The 26,421-nt window shown below is 42.1% G+C and carries 26 protein-coding genes; 4 read left to right on the top strand and 22 right to left on the bottom strand.

From position 1 onward, the window contains the following. Positions 1 to 484: 484 nt before the first annotated feature. From radA to EDD74_RS00025, 4 genes are all read right to left on the bottom strand, one after another. The gene (gene radA / locus EDD74_RS00005) at positions 485 to 1,846 is read right to left on the bottom strand and encodes a DNA repair protein RadA (protein ID WP_008977328.1); all 1,362 of its coding nucleotides are present in this window, start codon (positions 1,844 to 1,846) and stop codon (positions 485 to 487) included. A 146-nt stretch (positions 1,847 to 1,992) separates the two neighbouring features. Further along, a complete protein-coding gene (locus tag EDD74_RS00015) occupies positions 1,993 to 2,406 on the bottom strand; it encodes a hypothetical protein (RefSeq protein ID WP_008977329.1) in 414 nt (137 codons plus the stop codon). A gap of 110 nt (positions 2,407 to 2,516) precedes the next feature. Further along, entirely contained in the window at positions 2,517 to 4,961 is a 2,445-nt protein-coding gene (locus EDD74_RS00020) for an ATP-dependent Clp protease ATP-binding subunit (protein WP_116441204.1), read from the bottom strand. Between the two features lie 21 nt (positions 4,962 to 4,982). After that, positions 4,983 to 5,351: a GntR family transcriptional regulator gene (locus EDD74_RS00025; protein ID WP_008977331.1), complete on the bottom strand. Its 369-nt coding sequence runs from the start codon at positions 5,349 to 5,351 to the stop codon at positions 4,983 to 4,985. Between the two features lie 138 nt (positions 5,352 to 5,489). On the opposite strand from EDD74_RS00025, the gene EDD74_RS00030 reads away from it, so the two are divergent. Beyond that, the gene (locus EDD74_RS00030) at positions 5,490 to 6,830 is read left to right on the top strand and encodes a MurT ligase domain-containing protein (RefSeq protein ID WP_008977332.1); all 1,341 of its coding nucleotides are present in this window, start codon (positions 5,490 to 5,492) and stop codon (positions 6,828 to 6,830) included. Continuing rightward, the gene (locus EDD74_RS00035; RefSeq protein ID WP_008977333.1) at positions 6,827 to 7,582 is read left to right on the top strand and encodes a type 1 glutamine amidotransferase; all 756 of its coding nucleotides are present in this window, start codon (positions 6,827 to 6,829) and stop codon (positions 7,580 to 7,582) included. Before EDD74_RS00030 ends, EDD74_RS00035 begins: the two co-directional genes overlap by 4 nt. Before the next feature lie 73 nt (positions 7,583 to 7,655). Here the strand turns inward: EDD74_RS00035 and EDD74_RS00040 are convergent, their stop codons facing one another. The 9 genes from EDD74_RS00040 to EDD74_RS00085 all read right to left on the bottom strand — a co-directional run bounded on the left by EDD74_RS00040 (position 7,656) and on the right by EDD74_RS00085 (position 15,500). Next, positions 7,656 to 8,216 (bottom strand): nucleoside phosphorylase-I family protein, encoded by a 561-nt coding sequence (locus EDD74_RS00040; protein ID WP_009263563.1) that lies wholly within the window; start codon positions 8,214 to 8,216, stop codon positions 7,656 to 7,658. Further along, positions 8,213 to 8,755, bottom strand: a complete 543-nt coding sequence (gene yfcE / locus EDD74_RS00045; protein WP_009263564.1) for a phosphodiesterase — start codon at positions 8,753 to 8,755, stop codon at positions 8,213 to 8,215. The genes EDD74_RS00040 and yfcE overlap by 4 nt, the downstream gene beginning before the upstream one ends. 81 nt (positions 8,756 to 8,836) lie before the next feature. Next, positions 8,837 to 9,529, bottom strand: a complete 693-nt coding sequence (locus EDD74_RS00050) for an LrgB family protein (RefSeq protein ID WP_016441411.1) — start codon at positions 9,527 to 9,529, stop codon at positions 8,837 to 8,839. After that, a complete protein-coding gene (locus EDD74_RS00055; protein ID WP_116441403.1) occupies positions 9,513 to 9,896 on the bottom strand; it encodes a CidA/LrgA family protein in 384 nt (127 codons plus the stop codon). The genes EDD74_RS00050 and EDD74_RS00055 overlap by 17 nt, the downstream gene beginning before the upstream one ends. Positions 9,897 to 10,048: 152 nt before the next feature. Then, positions 10,049 to 11,218 carry a M20 metallopeptidase family protein gene (locus EDD74_RS00060; RefSeq protein ID WP_016441412.1) on the bottom strand — a complete coding sequence of 390 codons (1,170 nt, stop codon included), beginning with the start codon at positions 11,216 to 11,218 and terminating at the stop codon, positions 10,049 to 10,051. A 52-nt stretch (positions 11,219 to 11,270) separates the two neighbouring features. After that, entirely contained in the window at positions 11,271 to 12,590 is a 1,320-nt protein-coding gene (locus tag EDD74_RS00070) for a glycine/betaine/sarcosine/D-proline family reductase selenoprotein B (protein ID WP_278320657.1), read from the bottom strand. Next, positions 12,590 to 13,882 carry a fluoroacetate reductase subunit FarE gene (farE, locus tag EDD74_RS00075; protein ID WP_116441202.1) on the bottom strand — a complete coding sequence of 431 codons (1,293 nt, stop codon included), beginning with the start codon at positions 13,880 to 13,882 and terminating at the stop codon, positions 12,590 to 12,592. The genes EDD74_RS00070 and farE overlap by 1 nt, the downstream gene beginning before the upstream one ends. A 179-nt stretch (positions 13,883 to 14,061) precedes the next feature. Next, positions 14,062 to 14,871 carry a glycine/betaine/sarcosine/D-proline family reductase selenoprotein B gene (locus EDD74_RS00080; protein ID WP_008977342.1) on the bottom strand — a complete coding sequence of 270 codons (810 nt, stop codon included), beginning with the start codon at positions 14,869 to 14,871 and terminating at the stop codon, positions 14,062 to 14,064. Continuing rightward, positions 14,865 to 15,500 carry a TetR/AcrR family transcriptional regulator C-terminal domain-containing protein gene (locus EDD74_RS00085; RefSeq protein ID WP_008977343.1) on the bottom strand — a complete coding sequence of 212 codons (636 nt, stop codon included), beginning with the start codon at positions 15,498 to 15,500 and terminating at the stop codon, positions 14,865 to 14,867. Before EDD74_RS00085 ends, EDD74_RS00080 begins: the two co-directional genes overlap by 7 nt. Positions 15,501 to 15,864: 364 nt before the next feature. Between EDD74_RS00085 and EDD74_RS00090 the strand changes: the two genes are divergently transcribed. Both EDD74_RS00090 and EDD74_RS00095 read left to right on the top strand, forming a co-directional pair. Beyond that, the gene (locus EDD74_RS00090; protein WP_330572294.1) at positions 15,865 to 17,535 is read left to right on the top strand and encodes an L-lactate permease; all 1,671 of its coding nucleotides are present in this window, start codon (positions 15,865 to 15,867) and stop codon (positions 17,533 to 17,535) included. A gap of 150 nt (positions 17,536 to 17,685) precedes the next feature. Further along, a complete protein-coding gene (locus tag EDD74_RS00095) occupies positions 17,686 to 18,567 on the top strand; it encodes an alpha/beta hydrolase (RefSeq protein WP_008977345.1) in 882 nt (293 codons plus the stop codon). A 118-nt stretch (positions 18,568 to 18,685) separates the two neighbouring features. Here the strand turns inward: EDD74_RS00095 and EDD74_RS00100 are convergent, their stop codons facing one another. The 9 genes from EDD74_RS00100 to EDD74_RS00140 form a co-directional block, all read right to left on the bottom strand. Next, a complete protein-coding gene (locus tag EDD74_RS00100) occupies positions 18,686 to 19,975 on the bottom strand; it encodes an aspartate aminotransferase type Ic (RefSeq protein WP_174704833.1) in 1,290 nt (429 codons plus the stop codon). A 151-nt stretch (positions 19,976 to 20,126) separates the two neighbouring features. Continuing rightward, a complete protein-coding gene (locus EDD74_RS00105; protein WP_116441201.1) occupies positions 20,127 to 20,588 on the bottom strand; it encodes an NADH-quinone oxidoreductase subunit NuoE family protein in 462 nt (153 codons plus the stop codon). A 62-nt stretch (positions 20,589 to 20,650) separates the two neighbouring features. After that, positions 20,651 to 21,550, bottom strand: a complete 900-nt coding sequence (locus EDD74_RS00110; protein ID WP_116441200.1) for a tocopherol cyclase family protein — start codon at positions 21,548 to 21,550, stop codon at positions 20,651 to 20,653. Further along, on the bottom strand, positions 21,547 to 22,875 hold the full coding sequence (locus tag EDD74_RS00115; RefSeq protein WP_116441199.1) for an FAD-dependent oxidoreductase: 1,329 nt from the start codon (positions 22,873 to 22,875) through the stop codon (positions 21,547 to 21,549). The genes EDD74_RS00110 and EDD74_RS00115 overlap by 4 nt, the downstream gene beginning before the upstream one ends. Before the next feature lie 142 nt (positions 22,876 to 23,017). Further along, a complete protein-coding gene (gene nudC, locus EDD74_RS00120) occupies positions 23,018 to 23,854 on the bottom strand; it encodes an NAD(+) diphosphatase (RefSeq protein ID WP_008977350.1) in 837 nt (278 codons plus the stop codon). A gap of 61 nt (positions 23,855 to 23,915) precedes the next feature. Then, positions 23,916 to 24,455, bottom strand: coding sequence for a GNAT family N-acetyltransferase (locus EDD74_RS00125; RefSeq protein WP_008977351.1), 540 nt, complete (start codon positions 24,453 to 24,455; stop codon positions 23,916 to 23,918). 81 nt (positions 24,456 to 24,536) lie between these two features. Next, the gene (locus EDD74_RS00130) at positions 24,537 to 25,013 is read right to left on the bottom strand and encodes a threonine/serine exporter family protein (protein WP_008977352.1); all 477 of its coding nucleotides are present in this window, start codon (positions 25,011 to 25,013) and stop codon (positions 24,537 to 24,539) included. Next, positions 25,010 to 25,822: a threonine/serine exporter family protein gene (locus tag EDD74_RS00135; RefSeq protein ID WP_116441198.1), complete on the bottom strand. Its 813-nt coding sequence runs from the start codon at positions 25,820 to 25,822 to the stop codon at positions 25,010 to 25,012. The genes EDD74_RS00130 and EDD74_RS00135 overlap by 4 nt, the downstream gene beginning before the upstream one ends. A 25-nt stretch (positions 25,823 to 25,847) precedes the next feature. Continuing rightward, a complete protein-coding gene (locus tag EDD74_RS00140; RefSeq protein ID WP_116441197.1) occupies positions 25,848 to 26,330 on the bottom strand; it encodes a GNAT family N-acetyltransferase in 483 nt (160 codons plus the stop codon). Positions 26,331 to 26,421: the final 91 nt, after the last annotated feature.

Below are 26,421 nucleotides of genomic sequence, written 5' to 3' on the forward strand. Positions count from 1 at the left end.
TTTAGGTTGACATTTCTGTCTGTTCTGAAATTTTCTCATTTGTTCGAAATTTTCAGGGTTGTGTTGTCTATTGTTTAATTATCAATGTTCTGTTTTGCTTTTCGTAATCAGCTGTTTTATTTTATCACAGCGTTTCTTACTTGTCAAGCACTTTTTTATTTTTATTTTTCGTTGTTTTTGTTTCGCAACAACGATTTATATATTATCACAAGTCCTTTTTGTTTGTCAAGTACTTTTTTATTTTTCTTTTTCAAACTTTTTTTGAACTTGTCTGCTCTCTCGAGCGCTCCATTAGAATATCATCTTCGACAGAAACTGTCAATAGGTTTTTTCATTTTTTTCTATTTTTTTGTAATTTTATACTTTTCCGACGTTTTTTCACTTCATGTTACAGGCAGCCTTTGAGATTGTTCTTCCGTCAGACTGCCTGTGTCCTAGGTGAAAGAAATGACCTTTTGAATTGCATATATCTCTTTTCTTTTTTCTATAAGAGCTGTATTGCTTCATTAACACTCTTTACGCCAATCACTCGGATTCCCTTTATACTTTTCACCATTTTCACAGAAGCCTCCGGCAAAATGCAAGTGGTGAATCCAAGTTTCTTCGCTTCTGCCACTCTCTGTTCCGGCATATTTACTGCACGCACTTCACCGCTTAATCCAACTTCTCCAAATACGATCGTCTTTTCATCAAGCGGTCGGTTTTTATAACTGGATACGATTGCCAGGACAATTCCCAGATCTACCGCCGGTTCATTCATCTTAATTCCTCCGGCAATATTTACATAAGCATCATGGTTTGAAAGTGGAAATCCTATTCTTTTTTCAAGAACTGCCATCAAAAGATTGACGCGGTTATAATCCGTCCCCGCAGCTGTGCGCCTTGGCATCCCAAAATTTGTCGGACAGACAAGTGCCTGTATTTCAATCAAAATCGGTCTCGTTCCTTCCATGGAGCATGCCACCACAGATCCCGAAGCATTCTCCGGTCTTCCTTCCAGCATATATTCTGATGGATTTTCTACCTCTTTGAGTCCATCCTGCCTCATTTCAAAGACGCCAATCTCATTCGTAGATCCGAACCGATTCTTTACCGCTCGCAGAATCCGGTAGGACGCATGTCGATCTCCCTCAAAATATAAAACGGTATCCACCATATGTTCCAGCACTCTCGGACCTGCAACTGTCCCTTCTTTTGTCACATGTCCTACAATAAAAATCGAAATTCCAAGCCCCTTCGCAAGTTGCATGAAAACATTCGTAGATTCCCGTACTTGAGATACACTTCCCGGTGCAGATCCCACAGCTTCGCTGTACATTGTCTGAATAGAGTCAATGATCACGATCTCTGGTCTGCGTGACTCTAACACACCTTGAATCTTCTCTAGATTCGTCTCACTCAGCAAAAAGACCGTCTCACTAAATTCTCCCATCCGCTTTGCACGCAGTTTTATCTGCCTGAGTGACTCTTCCCCTGAAATATAAAGAATCTTCCTCTGATCCCCACCGAGTTCCCGACAAACTTGCAGCAAAAGTGTTGATTTGCCGATTCCTGGATCTCCTCCTACCAGAATTAGCGATCCCGGTACGATCCCTCCTCCAAGTACACGATCCAATTCTCCGATTTTTGTATAGATCCTTTCTTCATGCTCTGTCTCCACATCATTCAAAGATAAAATTTCCACTTCTTTTACCGATGCAAGGACAGATTTTGGATTTCCGGAAGCAGTGATCTTTTCCTCTACAAACGTATTCCATTCTCTGCACACCGGGCATTGTCCGAGCCATTTATTTTCTTCGTGCCCACAATTTTGGCAGAAAAATATACTCTTTTTTGATTTTGCCATATTCGTTTTCCTTTTTTGTTTTCTTTATATGAAATGAAACAAGGAGCCCTGCCTCAAGACACTGTCTCATTTTTGCATCGGTTCCTTGTTTCTTGATTTGTAATCTCTTTATGTAACTTACACCCTCATTACAAGTATGCTCTTCTTTAAACTCTTGCCACTCTGATCTTTGCGTTGACGCCTTCCTGAAGTTCTGCGCTGACACTCAGTTTCCCGCTCAGATTTGTCATCATTTTTCCGATATTGACGTCGTCCACATACACAATGTATTCACAGTCTGGTTCCAGTTCTAATGTAAACTGTGCATCTTCCTTCGCAGATACTGTAAATGCCACTTCATCTTCTGTTTCTGCAAAATGTTCAACAGCAGTCCCCGGTACAGATTCATAGACGAACATTCCATTTCTCTCTAGTTTTGTGATCTCTGAGAAGGTCTTTACTTTATATACATCTCCTTCGAATTCAAAGTTATCCAATTTTGTCTTCTGTGCTAATGTAAAATCCCCAAAACTAAGTGTTCCGTCTTCCTCTACACGCAATAATTCTTTTACTGCAGCCATCTTGTTCTCCTCCTACGGTACTTCATATTTTCATTTCTGCATCTTATCCCCTCTCATCATAGTGTGGATAAGGTGTTTTCTGATATTATATAATAATTTGTGATATTTTTCTAGTTCTTTGTCACTTTCGGCAGAAATTTAATTTGTTTTTTAGAAAAGGATACCTCTACCTCCATATCGGAGTGGATTTCTCCGGCAAGAATCGCCTCTGCCATCTTATCTTCCAATTCATTCTGCACTGCACGTCTCAGCGGCCTTGCTCCATATTTAGTATCTGTTCCCACTTCCACAATATGTTTTTTGACTGAATCACGGATGTGTAACTGGATATTTAACTGTGACTGAACACGAACTGCAAATTCCTTGCACAATAATCCTGCAATTTTCTTCAAATTCTCTGCACTAAGCGCATGGAACACAATAATTTCATCGATCCGGTTCAAGAATTCCGGTCGGAACAACTGCTTCACTTCATCCATTACATTGCTTTTCATCTTCTTATAGTCATCCTGCGGATCTTCCTTTGCAGCAAATCCCAGCTTCTTCGGTTCCACGATTGCCTTTGCCCCTGCATTCGACGTCATAATAATGACCGTATTACGGAAATCAATCTTTCTTCCCTGGGAATCTGTAATATGCCCATCATCAAGTACCTGAAGCAAAATATTAAATACATCCGGATGTGCTTTTTCAATCTCATCGAACAAAATTACTGCATATGGATTCCTTCTGACTTTCTCGCTGAGCTGCCCGCCTTCCTCATGTCCGACATATCCCGGAGGGGAACCAATCATCTTTGACACACTATGCTTCTCCATGTATTCTGACATATCGACGCGAATCATTGCATCTTCCTGTCCAAACAACGCCTCCGCAAGTGCTTTGGATAGCTCTGTCTTCCCCACACCTGTCGGTCCAAGAAACAAAAATGACCCAATCGGTCTGTTCGGGGATTTCAGTCCTACACGTCCCCGCTTCACCGCTTTCGCAACAGCAGTGACCGCTTCTTCCTGACCGATCACTCTCTTCTGTAAAGTCTGCTCTAATTTTCTTAACCTTGCACTTTCAGATTCTCCCAGTTTTTGTACCGGAATCTTTGTCCAGACAGACACTACTTCTGCAATCTGCTGCTCTGTCACGCAAATCTGATGCGATGCCTGATTCTTGTCAAACCGTTTCTTAATGCTCTCTAATTTCTTTTCAACAGCCTGCTGCTCCTGATTCAACATCGATGCCTCTGCAAAACGGCCTTCTGCCACGGCCTGTTCCTTCTCCTTCATGAGAGACTGCAGAATTTCCTCTGTCTTTGTCAGATTGTCCGGAACTTTAAACCCATTAAGATTTGCCTTGGAACACGCTTCATCCAAAACATCAATCGCCTTATCCGGCAGATTCCTGTCACTGATATAGCGCTCTGACAGTTTGACCGCAGCCTCAAGTGCTCCCGGCTCAATCGTAACATGATGGTGTGATTCATATTTTCCCTTCAGACCTTCCAAAATCTGAATACTCTGGGCACTATCCGGCTCTTCAACTGTAATCGGCTGAAATCTCCGCTCCAACGCTGCATCTTTCTCAATATATTTTCTATATTCAGAGATTGTTGTTGCGCCGATCAACTGCAGTTCTCCACGCGCCAGCGATGGCTTCAAAATGTTAGAGGCATCCATAGCCCCCTCTGCACCTCCTGCACCGATCATTGTATGTACCTCGTCTAAGAACAGAAGAATATCCGATGAACTTTTCACTTCCTGAATCAGGCGCTTCATCCTGTCTTCAAATTCTCCCCGATACTTAGATCCCGCAATGAGAGCAGCAAGATCCAACGTCAGAATATGCTTATGCTTCATACTCTCTGGAACCATCCCCGACACGATTCTCTGTGCAAGCCCTTCAATGATCGCAGTCTTTCCAACTCCCGGTTCCCCGACAAGACATGGATTGTTCTTCGTTCTGCGGCTTAATACCTGCATCAGCCGCTCAATCTCTTCCGTTCTTCCAACAACCGGATCCAGCTTCCCATCTGCTGCTTTCTCTGTCAGATCTGTGCAGTATTGCTCCAGCATCCCTGGCTGTCCTCTTCTTCCACTTCCGGCTTCCTCTGAAAATTCCGCCGGATCAATCCCTGCCGCCTCAAAAATATCTTGATAAATCTTTGTCAGACTGATATTTAACGTTGTAAGGATTCTGGCCGCAACACACTCTGAATCACGCACGATCGCCATCAACATATGCTCCGTACCAACCTCCGATGCCTGAAATCGCTCTGCCTCTCTTCTGCTGTTCTCAAGAAGATACTCTAAGCGTGGACTTCTCTCTGCCTTTCCTTCAAATACAACTTCCTCTGTCGGAGAAATCAGTTCTCCGATCACTTTCAAAATCTCATTCTCATTTACTCCGTTTGCCGCAAGGATCTGACCTGCCACTCCCGTAAACACTCTCCGCAGTCCAAGCAAAAGATGTTCTGTCCCAATATATGGGTGTCTTAACTCCTTTGCTGCACTCCTCGCGGTCTTTAACACACTCTCAGCCTGTTTTGTATATCCAATCTGCATGAATTCCTCCTTCTATCTCTCCTACACATATTCTTCATAAATCTCATCCACAAGCTGATGAACTTCCTCCCTGGAAATGTTCTGACAGCTTGCCTTTGCAAGCAGTACTCTGAGCTGCTCTCTCATCTCTTCCACCGCCTGAAGTTTATTGACATCGATGGCGATCACAGCACCTTTTCTGCGGTCCAGCTGAAGAAACCCTTCCTGCTTTAAGACCGAATACGCCTTATTTACTGTATGCATATTGATACCGATATTTTCCGCAAGCTGCCTGACAGACGGAAGTGTATCCCCTTCCCGGATCGTAGATGTCGCAATTCCCATAATGATCTGATTCCGAAGCTGAATATACAGCGCTTCTGAACTGTTAAAATCAATCTCGATAAACATAACCTCACCTCCGTTGTTATATACATGTTATAACATATGACATTTCTTGTCAATGCATTCTCTTGCCCTTTACACTCCTTTTAATTTCAGATATAATAGCAACGTAAATAAGAAAATAAAACAAGATGGAGGAACACTGTGAAAATACGTAGATTATTTGCCATATGGGCTTCAAAGCTCACAGGCTTTGTATGTAAATTGTTAGGAAAGCAGGGGCTCACCTGGTCTGGTAAGATTGCACTTACGATCGATCCTGATATTCTGACAGAGATGGCCGCTGATGTCCGTGAGAAAATCTTTGTCGTTTGTGGTACAAATGGAAAAACCACAATCAATAATCTTCTCTGCTCTACTTTGGAGGGACAGGGAAAAAAGGTAATCTGTAACCACTCCGGTTCCAATATGTTAAACGGAGCTATTGCCGCTTTTGTACTATCTGCAAAATGGAATGGAAAAATCGATGCCGACTATGCCTGTATCGAAGTGGACGAAGCCTCCACACTGCGCATTTTCCCGCATTTCAAACCGGATTACATGATACTGAACAATCTGTTTCGGGATCAGCTGGATCGCTATGGCGAGATTGATATCACAATGAATCTGTTAAAAGATGCAATGCGAATTGCTCCGGAGATGACGATCATCGTCAATGGAGATGATGCACTCTCCACGTATCTTGCCCAGGAAAGCGGCAATCCATATGTCACTTACGGAATTCAGGAGCAAGTATTTGAAGAACAAAGCATCAACGAGATCAAAGAAGGACGTTTCTGCAAAAAATGTGGAGCAAAATTGTTTTACAATTTCTACCATTACAGCCAGCTCGGGGACTACCACTGTCCAAACTGTGATTTCCACCGACCAGAGCTAAACTATAACGCAAGCAATGTCAAGACTGGAAAGGTTCTGGACTTCGATGCAAATGGGGAGCATATTCATGTAAATTATCGTGGTTTCTACAATGTCTACAATATTCTTGCTGTATATGCTGCTGTCAAAGAAGCCGGTATTCCACTTCAAAATTTCAATGAGATCCTCGGCAAGTACAACCCAGAAAACGGACGAATGGAACATTTCTCTATCAAAGGAACGGAAATTATCTTAAACCTTGCAAAGAACCCAGCAGGATTTAACCAAAACATTTCCGCCGTCATGGAGGATGACAGCCCGAAAGATCTGATTATTCTGATCAACGACAATGATCAGGACGGAATTGATGTGTCCTGGCTCTGGGATGTGGACTTTGACCGCCTAGGCGACCCATCCATACGTTCCATCACCGTCAGCGGAATCCGCTGTCAGGATATGCGCTTACGATTGAAATATGTAGATATCCCTTCTATTTTGGAGCCGGATATTGAGACCGCAGTCCGGAAACGCATCGCCGATGGCACCGGAAATTTATACGTCCTTGTCAATTATACTGCCTTGTATAGTACTCATAATATCTTAAAGCGAATGGAGGGTGAACAATCATGAAACTGACTATCGGACATCTTTATCCAGATCTTCTGAATCTCTACGGAGACCGGGGAAATATTCAATGTATGATGAAGCGGCTCCAATGGAGAGGCATCGAAGCAGAGACAATTGAATTTGAGATTCAGGACGAGGTCGACTTCTCTGAACTGGACATCGTTCTGCTCGGTGGAGGGTCTGACCGGGAACAGATGCTTGTCTGCGAACGTCTGAAGGAAATCCGCGATGATTTCAAAGCTTATGTGGAGGACGGCGGTGTTGTCCTTGCAGTCTGCGGCGGATACCAGTTACTCGGGACCCACTATTCCACTGATCAAGGTGTGATCGAAGGGCTTTCCATCGTAGATATTTACACAGAACAGGGCAAGGATTATCGACTCATCGATAACATTGTTCTGGAGAGCGAACTTTCTGATATGCCTGTGGTCGGCTTTGAAAATCACGGCGGCAGAACTTATATCAAAGATCAGAAGCCATTCGGAAAAGTCATTTATGGAAGTGGAAATGACGGACAGAGCGGCTACGAAGGGATCATTTATAAAAATGTGATCGGAACTTATCTGCACGGACCGCTTCTCCCAAAAAATCCTCAGATTTGTGATCATCTTCTCTCAAAAGCACTTGAAAGAAAATATAAGAAGTCAATCGAGCTCGCTCCTCTTGATGACACCGAGGAACGTGAAGCAAATACTTACATTTATCAGCGATTCAAAGGAAAAGTCAGCAGACCGCAGGATCAGGAACAAATTTAAGATTTTACTTCAAAAAAAGTTGCCGTATTTTTTCTTTACGGCAACTTCTTATCGTTATTTCTCTTTTTTAGCTTTATGGAATTTCATAGATGATCCGCTTGTAGTTTAGCTTTTCTTCTTCGGTCTTTGCATGCTCGCTGTCCCAGACATTCTGAAAGGAAAGATCTTTATCGTTTGTCAGTACAACATAGCGGACTGGCTTCACTGCCTGATCCATACGTCCCTCCAAATCCAGCAAATATTTATATTCATAATCATGCACCTCATGATCTTTTGACAAAATCACCCGGAAGTTCTTCCCATCATAGAATAAATCTTCGAGAAACCATTCTTTCTCCCTTCCAAACTGATACATGATCCGCACTTTTGCAGGCTCTTTGCTCTCTGCACTTCTTAAAAACTGTTCCCAGTATTCTCCGCCGTCAACCAGCTTTGTATCTCTGTAAACTACACATCCATCTCTCTTTGCCTGTTCGGCAGTATAATCTTCCGGAACATGATCAAATCCTTGATAGACCCCTTTTCCTCTTGTCCGAAACGTCTGCTTCTCCTTCGGCATCAGTTCCATGCAGCCACTCATATACAAACTGATTCCTATTGCGATCAGCCCAAACAGGATTCTTTTCTTTTTCATCTGATTTCTTTCTCCATATATACTTCGCCATTAAGGTCTTTCCACTCAAATTTCTCATCTAAAATCATATAGCTGTGAAGAGAATCTTCTTTTGGAATGGAAATAGAACCCGGGTTCATATAAATACATCTGTCCGTTTCTCTGCAAACCGGCACATGTGTATGTCCATGAAGAAGAATGTCTCCCTTTTTTAACATTGGCACATGTTCCAGATTATGTACATGTCCATGTGTGGCAAAGATCATACGGTCATTCAAATATAAAATACAGTAATCTGCCATAATCGGGAATTCCAAAACCATCTGGTCTACTTCACTCTCACAATTTCCCTTCACACAAAGAATCTCTTCTTTGATCTCATTTAACATCGCGATCACTTCCTTTGGCGCATAGTCCTTCGGAAGGTCGTTTCTTGGACCGTGATATAAAATATCTCCGAGAAGCAGAAGCTTATCTGCCTTCTCTCTTCTGTATGCTTCTATCATCTTTCTGCAGTAATATGCAGAACCGTGGATATCTGATGCAATCATCCATCTCATTGTTGCTCCTCCTCTGTTTCACTGTGAATTTGCTGTCATTGTACCATCTTTCATTTTCTTTGGATAGGCAAAAATAAAAATTTATAAAAATGTGGCAAAAACAGATGCGCCAATGACCGTCATCAGCCCTGACACAGCGATAGAAAGGCTGCTCATGGCTCCCTGCACCTCTCCAAGTTCCAATGCTTTTGCTGTGCCGACTGCATGCGAAGCCGTTCCAAGAGAAAGTCCTACCGCAATCGGTTCTCTGATTCCAAACATTTTACATATATATTCTCCGATGATATTTCCTAACACCCCTGTCACAATGATGACAGCGACGGTGATCGTTGAGATTCCTCCCAACTCCTCGGAAACTCCAATTCCAATCGCAGTTGTGATCGACTTCGGCAGCAGTGTCACATACTGTTCATGGCTCAGCCCAAACAAATATGCCAACCCGAAAACACTTCCGAGGCTTGACAGTACGCCTGCCGTAATTCCCCAGAAAACTGCCCAGAAATTTTGTTTCAACAATTCCATCTGCTGATACAATGGAACCGCAAGGCAGACAGTAGCCGGAGTCAAAAGATAGCTTAAGTATTTTGCTGATTCGTTGTAAGTAGCATAATCAACATCCAATACATTGAGTACAACAATAACTGCAACGATCGCTAACAGCAATGGATTCAAAAACCCCCATTTCAATTTTTTCCGTGCAAGTAAGCCCAGACCATAGGCTCCGATACTGATCGTCAGACCAAAATACAACGATTCACTAAAAAACTCTTTCATCTTTCCGTTCTACTTCCTTTTCTCTCCTGTAGTCAATAATTCCCTGTGATACTTTTCCGGTGCAAATCATCACAAAAATCGTTGTGATAACAATAATCATCATGACCGGCACAACGATTTCCTTTAAATCCGCCCACACTGTAATAAGTCCAACTGCCGAAGGTATAAACATCGGCGGCATAATATCAATCAAAAAATCCGCTGCAAGTTTCACCTGATTTAATTTTATCACTTTCGCGCAAAGACAAAATAGCATGATCAAAAGTCCATAAATGCTTGCCGGAACCGGAAGAGGGAGCACTGCATGAAGAACTTCCCCTAGAAATGTGACCGTCATGATCACGCCAAACTGATACAATAATTTCATATCTTTTCTCATTCCTTCCCTAAACGATTACAAAATTCTTTGCTTTTCATCATATCACACTCCATTTTGCTGCGCACAATGATTTTTCCACAAAAAAAGCAGAGGATATCTCCTCCATTTTGTAGATATCCTCTGCCTTTTGTAGATATGCTTTATTTTTTTTCAATCTGCAACATATTATGTACAATTCGCACAAATGTCACAGTTCCTTTCCACATCACATCTTCATCAATATTAAATGTTGGATTGTGATGTGGAATATCTGTTCCCTTTTTTTCATTGGAAGAACTCAGGAAGAAAAAAGCTCCCGGAACTTCCAAAAGATAGTTCGCAAAATCTTCTCCTCCCATATTAGGAATTGAAAAATCCTCAATAATATCTTTCGGTTCAAACAGATCGCTGACGGCTTTTGCAGCCAGCTCTGCCATCGTCTCATCATTGACTACCGGGGGAGCTCCCCATATAATCTCACACTCACAGCTTCCTCCAAACATCGCTGAAATAGCCACTGCCAGTCCTTTAATCCTTCTCGCAATATACTGCCGCACTGTCTCATCCAGCGCTCGAATCGTCCCTTCCAAAACTACCTGGTCCGGTATCACATTATATTGGGTTCCTCCTGTAATTTTTCCAACGGTGATAACACTAGACGCTGTTCCCGATATTTCTCTTGTCTGTATTGTCTGCAAAGCAATCAGAAGATGAGCTGCTATGTTGACAGGGTCAACGCCCTTCTCCGGTGTAGATCCATGACAGGATTGCCCTTTTACACAAATAATAAATTTATCAAAAGATGCCATACAACATGCCCTTGGAAAAATAAGAGTCCCTGTCGGAATTTCTTTGCCTAAAATATTTCCGATATGAAGTCCAAAAATAGCAGCTACATCTTTCAGACATCCATTTGAAATTGCAATCTCTGAGCCTCTGGAAATTTCCTCAGCTGTCTGAAAAATCAATCTTACATTTCCATGCATTCCATCTCGTTCTTCCTGAAGTATTTTTGCTGCCCCAAGCAAAATCGCCATATGCGCATCATGTCCACAGGCATGCATGCACCCCTCATGCCTTGACCGATAAGAAACCGCATTTTGCTCCTGAAGCGGCAGCGCATCCATATCAGCTCGCAGGGCAACCGTCTTTCCTTCATATCTTCCTCGGATTTCAGCAATGATCCCACTATCTTTTTCTGAACACCAATAAGGAATTCCCATTTTTTTTAATTCTTCACAAACATACTTTTGTGTCTTTGGAAGATGTGTCCCAAGTTCTGGGATCTGATGTAGATTTCTTCTAACCTTTACAAGATATTTTTGAATCATCTCGTATTCTCGATCCACTTTCCAGTCATTCCTTTCTGTATACACTCTGTCTCTATTCGTGAATCAATGCATGCTGTCCGTCCTTCGGAGCCTCTGTCAACATTTCAAGCGCTTCCTCTACCAGTTCTTTTCGGAAACCTTCTTCCTGCTTCTTTGGAAGGGATGGATTTCCAAATACATGCAATACACTGTTTCCACGCAAAATTCGATGTGCACCAATACCTTCTGAAATTTTTGTCAGATTTGTTACATGCACAATCGGAATCCCCGCTCTCTCAATTTCTTTTACCATCACTGCACCGCAGCGAGAGCTAGTACCTCATGTAGAAGTCAGAATAACCGCATCTACTTCATTTTTCTTCAAGTCCTCTGCGATTCCTTCCCCAAATTTCTTTCCAACTTCCATAGGAGTCATTACCCCTGCCGTTGTATAATAAGAATTTAATACTTCTCCAATCTTTCCTTCCTTCTTTAATTTCACCACTGCATCTACCGGAACCAGTCGGTTTGGATCTTCCAGTACAAATGCATTATTATATCCCTGATGGCTCACCTCATAGTCTTCTGGTCTTAATGTATCTGCATCTTGAAAACTATATTTACAAAAATATTTTGAGTTTGTCGGAACCATGTGATCCGGATTTCCTTTCGGTACCAATCCACCATCTGTAACAAGTGCCAGTTTGATCTCAGATAACGGTTTATCCAAAACCGGAAGCGGGATATCTTCGTGATTCGGCATCACAACTTCTGTATGGAAATTTTGTCCGTAATACTTAGCAAGCAGCATAGAAATTGCACGCCTTGGAGCCGGTATACTGTAATCGATCTCAATTGCAGGTCCCGATCCATGATACCCTTCTTTTCTTCCATCTCCAATAAAATCATTTTTGATCAGTCTGTCCGCAAATTCTGCAACGGACTTCATTGCCTCTCTCATCTTGGCAGCATTGTTCTCCGTCTGTAAAATATATGCGCGGTCTTTATAAAGATCTGTCCCTGGATTTTCCGCATACAGAGCAGTCACCGCCGGAATTTTAACCTGTTCAGTCACCGCTGCCGTAGCAGCTCCACATCCCAATCCATATCTTCCTGCATTGAATCCTGGTCCTGCCACAAATAAATCTGCCTGATATTTCTTTACAAGTTCTACAAACTCCCTGCACACTTCTTCTGTATGCTCCGCTATATAATTATCTCCGCAAATAATCGTTGCTACAATCTCGTAAGATTCGCCCAGAAGTCTTTTCAGAAGAAGTCCCGGACCTACCGGTTCTTCTTTTACACTGACCCCAACACTTGCGGTATCTTCCCCGCCCATTCCGGCATAAAACTGATTAATATAATGTATCACTCTGATCTTCTCTGACATTATGACTCCTCCTTTCCATTTGTCTGTGGAACTTCCGGCAGATCACTGTCTGTTGTCACATAGCAGTCTCCTAACTGCGACCAGATTCCCTGATAAGCAAAGTTTGTTGTATGTGTAAACGGACCATACACATCTACTCCCATCAGACTTGGTACATTCGTTTCCTCTCCAATCACCCTCTCTACTCTTGGATGATTCAGATCATAATTCCTTCCACTGTTTACTACTGCATCTATTTTCGAATCGGAAATGACTAACATATCTCCTGGTTTATCGTTCGATACTGCGGACAAATTCATCACGCAGGTCATTCCCATTTTTTCTGCCCAGTTAAACGCCAGGGCAGAATCCAGCTGGCAATGTCCCATTCCAGATTTATTGATAATCACACAGTCCGCTTTCAGCGTTTCTTTACAGAGTGTTGCTGCCATCATTCCCATCGTATCTTTCCCATCGATTTTCATCACATTGTTGGCAAATACAACTCCCACAAATTCAATATCCTTTCCGTGTCTGCGCAGCAATTCCTTCAGGTATACTTCATTTTGCAAATAGTAGTTTGGTTCCCAGTATCTCCATACCATTGCTCCATCCAAAATTTCTGTTGGCTGCAAAATTGTCGGAAGAAATCCAATCGCACTTTGTCCATATACAAGGAAATTCCATGTGTCATGCGACGCCATATGCGTAACAAGATAAGCAACCTTCGGAAGTGGCTTCCCATCTTTTCCAGGTCCGACTGGTCCCATTTCAAACTCTTCTGTTTCATCTGGTTTCTGACCAATTGCAAGTTTTGCCAAATAAACATTGATTGTCAGTGATGCATGTTTCAGTGCTTCTGCATAACTTGCATCTGTGACTCCTTCCGCCGGAGTTGCATCCAGGATCACATGATAATGTTTAGAAAAATGAGTATACTTTGCACATGGACCACCCATATCCATATAATATTTGATATTGCATTTTGCATAATAAATATCAGAAACAACAACACCTTTTAACGCAACCGTACGTCCTTCTCCCATCGGTGCAAGTTTTCCCCAAATTCCAGGGTAGGATGTCTCCGGTGCCTCTGCCTTACACCTCGGCTGCATAATATCATGGATTCCCAAAATACGGCAGCTCTCCCCCGGCACTGCCAGTTTGATATCCAGTGTGCCGAACAATTCGTTTTTTACAAGATCAATCAATTCCTCTTTACAGACCGTCAGAACTCCTTCTTCCAGACTGGTTTTTTGTCCAAATTGTACTTTGTTTACCCGAACATAATCAATTTGTAATCTCTTACTCATATCCATTCTCCTTTCGACCGAGATTTATGTTGTATGGATAGATCTCTTTTCACTTTATCTTTATTGTAAATCCTTATTAGCACGCATCCAATTCACAAAAAAACAATTTGTCTAATTCTATTACAAATCCTCAATATGCCAAAAAGACTCCGAAAAGGGGCACCCTTCGGAATCTTTTTTTACTTTTCGCATATTTCTTCCAACATGTGAAGCGCTTTCTCCACAATCCTTCTCCTATATAAATACTCCCCTTCTTCTGCCCTTTTCGGTTCCCCGCATGGGTAACAGATGTTGTTTCCTTTCACGACACGGCTTACTCCCATATCCACTGCAATCCTTGTCAAGTTTGTTATCTGTACGACCGGAATCCCTCTTTTTTCAATTTCAATTCCGATATAGGCTCCACAGCGCGTACTTGTACCGCATGCTGATGTGATCAGCACCGCATCTACCTTATTTTTTATCACATCCGCTGCAATTTGCTTTCCGAGATGGATACTTCTTTCTACCGATGTCATTACCCCCACAGTGGAGAGAAAAAATGGACACAATTTCCCTATCTTCCCCTCTCTTTCCATTTCTTGCATCGCATCAATCGGCAATAGGCGGTTGTAATCTTCTTCTACATAACTTGTATCATATCCTTGGTGGCTGACTTCGTACTCTTCCTCTTCCAAACTATACGTTCCATATTTTCCTGCATTTGTGGACGGCATTCGATCCGGATTTCCTTTTGGCACAAGTCCCCCATCAGTTATCAGTAAAATAGTCGCTTTTCTCAAATCACATCGAAGTTCCGGAACACTTCTTTTTTCCGGCAGATCCATCAGCACTTCGCTTTGATAGGATTCTCCATAATATTTTGCCAGCAGCATATCGAGACAACGTTCCGGCGCAGATCTCTGATAGTTGATAAACGGGATAATCTTCCCTTCTTTTGTGTAGCTTCCCTCTGGCTGAGAATAAATATAATCTATTTGCCTTAACATACTTTTAAATTCTTCTTTCTGATTGGATTTTTATCAAATTCCTCTGCTCGTTTTTCCATCATTCTCTGATTCGATAAAATTGAGTATCCTAAAGATTCGGAATCCAGTATCTCACGAATCTGTTCAAAATACTTCATATAATTATCATGCATTCCTTCATCTACCCAATCTTTGATAATTCCTACCAGTGCATGTGCTTTTAGCTTTGCCATCAGACTCAACTCACTTTCCGACAGCTTGAATCCGCATTCAGAATATCCCATATCAATATTGATCTTCCAAAGTTCATAATAAATTTCATACAAAGATTCAAACAGAGAATTTTGTCCAACATATTGAAAACACGCAAAGTAAAATTTCCGTTCTGCATAAAGAGCCTTACATACTTTCACAAAACTCTCTGTCAGCTTCGATGGATCGTTAAAAGAATTTACATTTTCCAACATATCTGTATAAAACATCCAGTTGATCAGCTCATATTTGTCCTTGAAATGATAGTAAAATGTATTTCTACTGATATTGCAGTAGTCCGTAATATGCTTTACAGAAATTTTCGATAACGGCTGCTGTTCCAGTAATTTTTTCAAAGCAGTTGCCAACGCTTCTTTCGTAATAGAATTATTCGACATACTTCTTCCTCCACACTTCACAAATTATTGCTTCATTTTTTATTTTTCCTGTCATTTTTCTGTATTTTCATTGTATGATAGTTTTTTTCTATATGCAATATTGAAGAAATGAATATTGAACACTTTTCATTTTTGTAATACTTTTCACTTATAAAATTTGCAAAAAATTGTACGGAATCTCTATTTTTTCTTACATATTCCTCTTATGTACATATTTACAACAAAACATTTTTTCGTAAAATGAATTTCCCTTTTTCTCTTGTTAGCATTTGATTAGAAAAATTGGTCGGAAAAAAAGGGGGTTTTATTTATGTATCTATATGCTGCAATCGCTGCACTTCCAATTTTATTCACTATTATCTTTATGGCTGTCTTCAATTGGCCTGCAAAACGTGCATTGCCTTTCTCTTGGCTGATTGCCTGCCTAGTTGCAGGATTTGTATGGAAAATGGATTTTCTGGAAATCTCAGCCAGAACAATTTCTGGTTTCCTAAGCGCTCTGGAAACTTTGTTTATCATTTTTGGAGCTCTTCTCCTTATGAACGTACTCAAGCAGTCTGGTGCCATGGCCGCAATCAATCAACTCTTCTCTGGAATTACGCGTGATGCGCGAATCCAAGCAATCCTGGTCGGATATGTTTTTGCTGGATTCATCGAAGGCGCTGCTGGTTTTGGTACTCCTGCTGCTTTGGCTGCACCAATTCTGATCAGCCTGGGATTTCCACCGCTTGCCGCAGCAGCCATCTGCCTTATCTATAACTCCACTCCCGTCTGTCCAGGACCTGTCGGAGTTCCAACCTTAACAGCTTCTTCTACCGTTCAGTCTGCTGTAGAGCACCTCGGCGGAAATAGTGAAGCCTTTACACTTGCATTAACAAAATGGACCTGTATTCCACATATGATCGGTGGCATCTTCATCATTATGATCGGAGTATGTGTCCTAACAAAAGTATTCGGAAAAAATAAAAGCTTTAAAGATGCACTGCCGGTTTTTCCTTTCTGCATCTTTACCGGATGTGTGATTGGCGTAATCTATATTCTTATGGCAATCTTTGCAGGTCCTGAATTAACTACCATGACTGCATTTCTGGGAGCATTGCCAATCTTAGTCTTTTGCATCAAAAAAGGATTCCTGATGCCGAAAGACATCTGGACTTTTGACGGCGTATCTGAATGGGGCGAATCGTCTTGGATGTCCTCCCAGCAAGTGGCACAGGCAAAAGATAAACAAATGAAGCCTTTTCTCGCATGGCTGCCTTATATTGTGATCGGCGCTCTACTCGTCGTGACTCGCGTAGGATTTTTCCATCTGAAACCGATTCTTACCAGCGAGCCTTTTATCATTCACATTGACCATATTTTAGGTTTTGAAAATATTTCATGGGATTTTAAATTCTTATGGAACCCTGGAATTTTCCCATTTATACTGATTGCGATTTTCACCGTATTTCTTCACAAAATGACAAAAGAAGAAATGAAGACTGCATGCCGTGATTCTGTAAAGCAAGTATCCGGAGCTGCCATTGCTCTTCTGTTTGGTGTAGCCATGGTAAATCTCTATCGCTTCACTTGTTGTCCTTCGATTGGAAACTTAGTTGCTTCCTCTGAGTTTCATGGCGAATTTACCTTCGCAAACAGCAGTATGCTCTATGTCATGGCAAATGCACTTGCCAAAATTTTCAACGGAACGTATTTCTTAATTGCTCCATTGATCGGAGTGCTCGGTTCCTTTATGTCTGGTTCCTGCACAGTATCGAATACTCTGTTTTCTTCTCTGCAATTTGAAACAGCGACTCTGCTTGCTATGCCACAAGTACTGATCGTTGCTCTTCAAAATATGGGAGGTGCCATCGGAAATATGATCTGTGTCAATAACATTGTATCCGTCTGTGCCACAACCGGAACAATGGGAAACGAAGGAAAATTGATGCGTACCAATATCATTCCTTGTGTAATTTATTGCGCAATTGTCGCCGTAGTCGTAGGTATTCTAATCATGGCCGGCGTCAATCCAATGCCAGAACTTTTACACTGACATCATCGTTCCTATAAAAATTTTGAACAGTATCATCAACTGCCCAAAATCCATACAGATTTATTTTCTGAATGATGTTTCTATGATTCAAAAGGAGTATGATAAAGACAAGTAAAAAAACAGTCTGAAAAACGAAAGGAGACATGATTTATGCGTTACGAATGTGAACAGGTAGAACTGAAAAGAAAAGACGATGGTACGGACTTATACCTTACAAAATTCTGGTGTCCAGCAAGCTGGCAGGATAAAAATATCCTTATGGTTCATGGATTAACTTACACGCAGCATGTATTTGATATCAAATACAAAGATTACAGTGTTTGCGAATATTTTGCAAAGAACGGATACACTGTATGGCGTCTGGATCTTAGCGGATATGGAAAATCTGGAAAATACGAAGACGGATGGAAAGTCACAACACAACATGCTGCAGAAGATGAAATTTATGCTCTCGAAAAAATCTGTGAGTTACAGGGTGTAGAAAAACTTGATTTGCTTGGCTGGTCATGGGGAACAATGACAACTTCCAAAGTTGCTTCACAGCGCCCGGATTTATTAAAGAAAGTCGTATGGCTTGGACCTTGCTTCGGTGGTGCATTTGAAGCGACTCCAGTAACAGAACCATTTTCTTATCTAAACTATGGATATGTCATCCGTGTATGGCAACATGTTCCTGGTACCAATGATCTTGTTACTGATTTCGATACGGTCGAACCAGAACTTCACGGAATGTGGGTAGACCATACATATGCTCAGGATGGCGGACATGGACGTCCAAACGGCGGTGCGAAAGAGATTATGGAAATCGGCGATGGCTGGCTGATCGATACAAAAGCAGTAAAAGTTCCTGTATTGATTATTACTGGTGACAATGACTTCTATGTGAACATTGACAGATGTTATCAAGCTGAGAAGGAACTTCCAGAAGGATCCAAATTACTTCATCTGCACGGCGCTGGTCACGCAATGTATCTTGAAAAAGATTACTATCAGACTACACGGGAAGCAATCTTGAAATTTATCTCTGAATAGAGACAAATTCCTCTATAATAAAATCTTTGGCAAAAGTGATTTCTTGCCGCTTCTGCCAAAAGAGCCGGGAACAAAATCCCCGGCTCTTTTCCTTTCACAGTATCAACTGCATTCTATATTATGATTTACTCTCCAAAATCTTATCAATACTTACCAGTTTCACACTCAGTACAAAGATCTCACATGCCTTCGCCAGTTCCTCCGGTGTCGGATATGATGGTGCAATACGGATATTGCTGTCTTTTGGATCTTTACCATACGGGAATGTCGCCCCTGCAGGTGTCATGACAAGTCCTGCCTCACTTGCCTTTGCAACAATCGCCTTGGCACATCCATCCATCGCATCAAACGAGATGAAATATCCTCCTCGCGGCCGTAACCAGGAACCGATTTCAAGTCCTTCCAGCTCTCTCTCTAAAATTGTCAGGACTGTCTCAAATTTCGGACGCAGAATATCTGCATGCAGCTTCATATGTTCCACCATTCCGTGAATGTCTTTATAAAAGCGTGCGTGGCGCAGCTGATTCAACTTATCATGTCCGATTGTCTGGATCTGCATCTGTTTTCTGATCGCCACAAGATTGGCATCCGATGCCGCAATCGCTGCAACTCCGGAACCCGGAAAGCTTACTTTGGATGTGGAACAGAATTTATACACCATATCTGGGTTTCCTTCTTTTTTACATTCCATCAAAATCTCTATTAAATAGTCCTGCTTGTCTTCGTATAAGTGATGGATACCATATGCATTATCCCAATAAATACGGAAATCTTTTGCCGCCGGTTTCAGTTTTGCAAAGCGGTGTACTGTCTCGTCAGAATATGTGATTCCCTGTGGATTCGAATATTTCGGGACACACCAGATTCCTTTGATTGCATCATCCTCGCTGACCAGCTTCTCCACAATATCCATATCCGGTCCATCCATCGTCATCGGCACATTGATCATTTCAATCCCAAAATGCTCTGTGATCGCAAAGTGCCTGTCGTATCCAGGAACCGGGCATAAGAACTTTACTTTGTCCAATTTTGCCCACGGAGTACTTCCCATTACCCCATGCGTCATGGAACGTGCAATCGTGTCGTACATAATATTCAAACTGGAATTTCCAAAGATAACGATATTGTCTTTCGGCACTTCTGTCATATCGGCAAGGAGCTGCTTCGCTTCACGGATTCCATCGAGTACTCCGTAATTTCGGCAATCTACCCCTTCCTCGCATTTCAGATCGGATTCACTTGTAAGGACATCCATCATCCCCATCGCAAGATCCAGCTGTGCCGCAGAAGGTTTTCCTCTAGACATATCAAGCTGCAGTCCCTGTGCCTTTACCTTTTGAAATTCTTGTTCTAACTGACTTTTCAGTTCTAAAAGTTCCTCTTTACTTCTATCCTTATACGCTAACATTGCAAGACCTCCAAAATCTGTTTTCAATTTAACATCATACTCATTTTTTGACGTTTCGTCAATACTTTCTTGCATTTATTTACGCATTTTCACTATTTTCTTTTATTTTTTATTCTTTTTTGAATGAATCTATATTTATTAATTCATTTTTCTATCGATATGCTTTCAGAATCTCTCCTAGACTCTCCTCTGTAACATGATGATATACCGTTCCATCAATCATCATGTTCGGCCCTTTGGCACACTGTTTCATACACCCGCTTGTCCGCAGATAAAATCTGCCTCCCTCAGATACTTCTCCTTGCCGGATTTTCCACTTTTTCTCAAGTATTTTCAAAAGATCGTAAGAGCCTTTTGCTGAACACCCTGCTCCTACACATATTTGAATCTCATGACGATAATTCTCCGCCTTCAGGCTTGGATAACGTTTGATGACTGCCGCCAGAAATGTCTCCTTCATTTTTGTAACTTCTGCCACTTGTTTCTGCACTGCTGCCGGAATACATCCTTTCACATCCTGGATCTCCCGCAGCATATTGACGAGATCCTCCTGAGAAATCGTTTCTCCCTCCTTTGTATAATATTCTATAATTTCACGAATCTGTTCCTCCATCTTTTCAATCTCCTTTCTGTATCTTCATTGTCCATCTTTTGTATTGCATCTGTTCCCTTTGCCTATTCTCTGATATCAGCCTCAAATCCTGCCGGCGTACATATTTCATCAAAGAGAAGATCGCCATTCACAAAAAGCCGATATCTGACCGTACATGCAGCATGTTCGTAGATTCCTCTTCCCATCGCCCCCAACTGCGGTGCCAGAAGTTTCTGCGGATGGTTCTGCTGTAGTTGTGCCTCAAATTTTATATGTTTCTGTTCAATCACTATCCGCTTCTCTGTTCTTTCCTTGACTCGAGCTCCACAATAAGTCGCAAGACGATAGTGTCTTCTTCCGTACCAGATTTCTGCAATCGTTCCTTCAAAGGAAAATGGTCCCACCGGAATTGTTGCTGCTGCCGCCATCAAGTGCAATCTTCCTCCTGCCCCTCTGCTGCACTGGGTCCAGACATATTGATCTGGAAAAGACGTGCCGCGGTCTTTCTCAATATACCCGATTCCTTTGTCAAAATGAAGCTGCTCTCGATTGATCTTCAATGTTCCTGCCACATTGTGTCTCATACTGATGATCTCATGTCGGCACTGCATAAATGGGATCCAGCGAAACGGACCCATAATATCCCCAGACAGTTGGGAGAATTTCCCATAGACAAGCTTCCCTTTCATTTTCAATTCTCTCGTCCGTATATCAATAGAAATCCCAGTTTCCGAAAAGATATTTCTTCCGATCCGGCAGTACAGACGTCCCTTTGCCGCATAAAACTGTTCCGGTGCATAATGAATCTTCCAAACATGATCATTTGCGATCACCTGCAGCATCGCACTTTTTTCTCCTCTTGGATTGATATGGAACGATGGAATAAAGCAAATAGTCTGGGATCCACTTTCATGCTTAAAATACCATCCTTCAAAATAGCACTTCTTTTTTCGTTCCCCATAAAAATAATTTTTTCTGCTCATTTCCCCTCCACTGCTGCATTTCTTACTGCAGGATTATCAATCAGATTTCCTTCTTTATCAAACCGCGATCCATGGCAAGGACAGTCCCATGTCTCTTCTTCTGGATTCCACGTCAACTTACAGCCGAGGTGGGGACAGCGGATGCCTCCGGGAGCCGCCAGTCCTTTGGCGCTCTTTGCTCCTTCTACCGCTGCTGCTTTCAATGCTCTGATCGGAACTCTCTGCGGAGAAAACACTGCTGCATTTCCACTTTCTTTCTGGCAGATCTGTTCTGTAATCATCAGAGCCGCTGCCATCGAGGAAGTCATTCCCCATTTCCCAAATCCGGTTTCTACATACCACTTTTTATTTTTTCCTGTATAAAGTCCGATGTAAGGAATGGCATCGAGTGTCATGCAGTCCTGCGCTGACCATCTATCTATCGTCTCACAATCTCTCCAATATTCTTTTGCCCGCCTCTCTAGCTTCTTGTATTGCCCTCCGGTCTCATTTTCTCCGGTCCGATGTCCTTCTCCTCCAAACAATGTGAACTCTCTGAAATTCCGAAAGGAGAAGTCTTCCCCGGGATCTACTCCCAAATACAAATGTTCAAAGGGTTGTGCCTGTTTCAATGCAAGTACATAACTGCGTTCTTGATGCATCCTTGCAAAATAATATCCTGGTGTATTCATAATCGGATAATGAGACGCAAATACAACTGCATCTGCCAACACGTTTCCATGATCCGTGTAAATTTTCCCCTCCTCCACACCAGTTACTTTTGTGTGCTCATAAATTACAAGCTGTTCTGCAAGTGCTTTTAAAAAAAGCAATGGATGAAATGCTGCCTGTTTCTGATAACAGATACTTCCCATAACTGAAAATGGAAGCTCTGTCTTTGTAGTAAACTCCGCCTCGATCCCAAGACGTACTGCCGCCTCCACTTCTCTCTTTATCTGCTCTGCATCGGTCAGTGAATAGAGGTAGGAACTACATTCTCGAAAGTCGCAGTCTATCTGCTCTTCCTGTATCAACCGACCATACATCTTCAGTGCACGCTTATTTGCACTGACATATTTTCTTGCTTTTTCCTCTCCCGCCTCTCTGAACAGTTTTTCATAAATCAAATTGTGAGAAATCGTAATCTTTGCTGTGGTCCCTGCAGTCTGTCCACTTCCCACTCGATTCCCCTCAAGAACGATCACATCTTTTCCTGCTCGTTTCAGAAAAAAAGCCGTCAAAATTCCTGCCATTCCTCCGCCGATCACTGCAACTTCTGCTCGAACACTCTGAGCAAGTGGCGAGAACGCAGGAAGCTTGCTTGTCTTCGTCCAGATTGTATCCATACACTCCACCTCATTTTTGTTACTTCTACACGTCATAGAAAGTATGGACAATTTTTCTACCACTTATTCTGTTTTCCTGACCCTCCTCTCTGTTGTGCTCGCTTTATATTCACATTATAATCACTTCTGCCGAGAGAATCTTCTATACCTTTCCTTCTTTGAACGCAAGAATCATCTCATTTGTCAGACTGATATGCTTTTCTGTCACTGGGATTTCTTCACGCTCAAACCACTCTGCCAAGGCAAGCTCCTCTTCGTCAAGCGTAATCTCGGCACTTCCATCTAACTCCGCAAAAAATCCAAACAACAGTGTATCCGAAAAAGACCACGGCTGGCTTTTATAATAACGCAGATTTTTTACTTTCAAGCCAACTTCCTCCATCACTTCCCGCTGCACCGTCTCCTCGATCGTCTCACCGATTTCTGCAAAACCGGCAATCAATGCATATTTCTTGTAGTCTCTGCCTGCATATTTTGACATGAGCAGCCGATTACCGTCTGTCACACCAATAATGACTGCCGGGCAGATTTTCGGAAATTCCATCTGTCCACAATACTCACAGCGCATCATACGTTCTTTTTTGTCATGTACCATCGGTCTGCCGCATACTCCGCAAAATTTTCTGCTCCGATACCAGTTATATAGCTGGAAACCTGTAATCCCCGCAAAGGCAAGATAAAGTGGCTTCGCCTGCCGGAAAGCTTCAGTATGTTCCATCTGAAATGTAGACAGCTGTGCATAACGGATATGTTCTCCCAAATAGAAACACTTCCCATCTATCTCAAACAAATATGTATAATTCTCATAGATCCCATCATTTTCCTTTTCCAGTTCCGCAAAAGTCGGAAAACGGATTTCCTCTCCCTTTTTCTCCAACAATACCTGATGTCCGTCATAACAGAGCATAATACTGTCTTTCTCCGGCGGTTTTGGGTTGTACTCATTTCGATACCGGTGTGGTGCAATATCTTGAATCATGATTTTTACCTCTTTTTCTTCTATTTCCTATTTTTCTTTTTTCATCCATCCACTTGTATTTTTATCTGTCTGCGAGATACTCTTCTTTTAAAATATCCATGTGGATTTCATCCCAGAAACGTCCTTTTGCATAATAGCTTTCTCTTCTTCTTCCAAACTCACGGAAGCCGACTTTCTGATAAGTGTGGATTGCTCTCTCATTAAAGGCAAATACCCGCAGCATCACATTGTGAAGGTTTAATGTCTCAAAAGCAAAATCGAGAAGGAGCCTTAACACCTCCTGCCCATATCCTTTTCCCCGATTTTCTTCCTCTCCGATAAAAAGTCCGACTTCCGCACACTGACGGATCTGATTGATCTCCTGGATCCCACAGTTGCCGATCAGTGTATCATCTTCTTTTCTAATGATCGCAAACTGTGTCTTCCCTTGCATACTTTGGATCCATGCCTCTTCCGCCTCAACCGTCATGATCATCGCAGAATTCCCAAGTCCGTCTGTCGTCTCAAAATCGCTGAGCCACTTCACATAAGTTGCTGCATCTTCCACCTTTGGTACCGCAAGATAAAGATGTTTCCCTTCCAATTTCTTAATATATCCCATTCTTTTTTCCTCCCATCTTTTCTTTCTATCTGCTTCTATAAAAATTTTCTCTTTTTATCCTATTTTTCTCTTCGCACAAGCCTATTTTCGCGATGGTGCAATGTATTCCTTCTCTACATCCTTTTTTCGCCAGTTTTGAATAAAGAACCATTTTTTCGGAATGGTAACAATAAATACAATTCCAAGTACAATTCCAAATGCGATTTTTAACGACTCCAGTCCTTTGATCGCCGCCAGTGTCAACTCATTTGACACAAGATAGTACATGGTATAGTAAACACCTGCTCCCGGCACAAGCGGGAAAATCCCCGAGATCAAAAACACTGTGATCGGACATTTCTTCCAGACTGCAAAAATGCGGGAGACAAGTACAACTCCGACTGCACCGAAGAACGAGGCAACCGCTGTATCCGTAAACGGTACTGTGAGATAATAGCAAAACCATCCCGCCATTCCAGTAAATGCTGCACACAAATAAAATTTGCGAGGAACATTGTAGAGAATCGCAAATGCAAGTGATCCTGTGGATGCCAGAAGTAAATTTAATACAAATGTCATAAAAACATTCCTCCCATCAGACTATTGTAAATAGACAGTACGGTTCCTGCCCCGACTGCAATATAGACAAATACAAGAACGGCATCTACCATGCGGACAGTCCCTGATAAAATGTCACTGTCTGCAATATCGCGGATTGCATTTGTAAAAGCAATTCCTGGTACAAGCGGCATGATCGCACCGCTGATCAGCTTATCCATCCGAAGCGGAAACGGCAGGAAGTTGATCGCGCATAGTGTCAGCACCGTGATAAATGCACCTCCCAGAATATTGACGATCACTTTTGAACTGTTATATTTTTTGACTCCCATCAGAAATACATGCAGCAATACTCCGATGCAGAATGCAATTCCACTTTCTGTCAAAGTTGCCCCCATAATATAGCAGAAACTTCCTGCTCCCATCCCCGATGCAAACGTCTGCAACGGTTTGCTCGTGCGGGGCATCTGTTCGATCTTTTTCAGCCGTTGAAACGCCTCATCGACACTGACTTTTCCTTCTACAATCTCTCTTGAGAGCGCATTGACCTCCGCTACAATTCCTAAATGTGCACCTGACAATGGCACATGCTTTGTTTTTGCATAGATTGTCTTCTCACCATCATCTGCTGTGATAAAAATCCCATTGCTCAGTACAAATGTATCCAATCCCTGCACTCCATAATGCTCACAGATATGCCACACAGTCTCCTCTACCCGAAAGATCTCCGCCCCGTTTCTTAAGAGGATTCTCCCTGCCTCCATCGCCAGTTCCAGTACTCTGTGCGACTCTCCGTTATTGATTTCTATAATTTCTTCTTTTTCTTTCACATCCTGCCTCCAATTCTCATACCTTCTATTTTAAGAGGATTTTCTCCATCAACCAGCGCTGCGGCTTCATCCCTGCTTTCTCATAAAAGCGAAGCGCCGCCTCATTAAAGCTCCAGACACAAAGATCGATGCGTTCTGCCCCAATGTCTTGTGCCAGTCTCTCTACTGCCTGATATAAACTGATTCCGACTCCTTGCTTTCTATATTGCTGTGATACATAAATATCTTCAATGTACACCGTCTTTTTCGGCACCATGATCGGATGCTTTGTCTCCCGTATGGTAGCAATACAGATTCCCATCAGCTCGCCTTCCTCTGTGTCCGCACCAAGCGTGATCATTTCATCCTTTTGAAGCATACTGTAAAATTCTTCCTTTGTATAGACTGTTCCAATTTCCTCCATCTGCCGATACATATCCGGTCTGCTCTCTGCATGTAATTTATGGAGTTCCGCCATAAACTGGCTTACAGTATCGTAATCGTTCTCTCTTAGTTTCCTGATCTTCATATCTATTCACTCCTTCTTTCCTGTTCTTCGTTTTGTCGATAGCCGTATTATAGCGCAACTTTTCTCCAAAGTATACAAAAAATCCTCACTC

It is taken from the genome of Faecalimonas umbilicata (assembly GCF_004346095.1).
GTDB lineage: Bacteria > Bacillota > Clostridia > Lachnospirales > Lachnospiraceae > Faecalimonas > Faecalimonas umbilicata.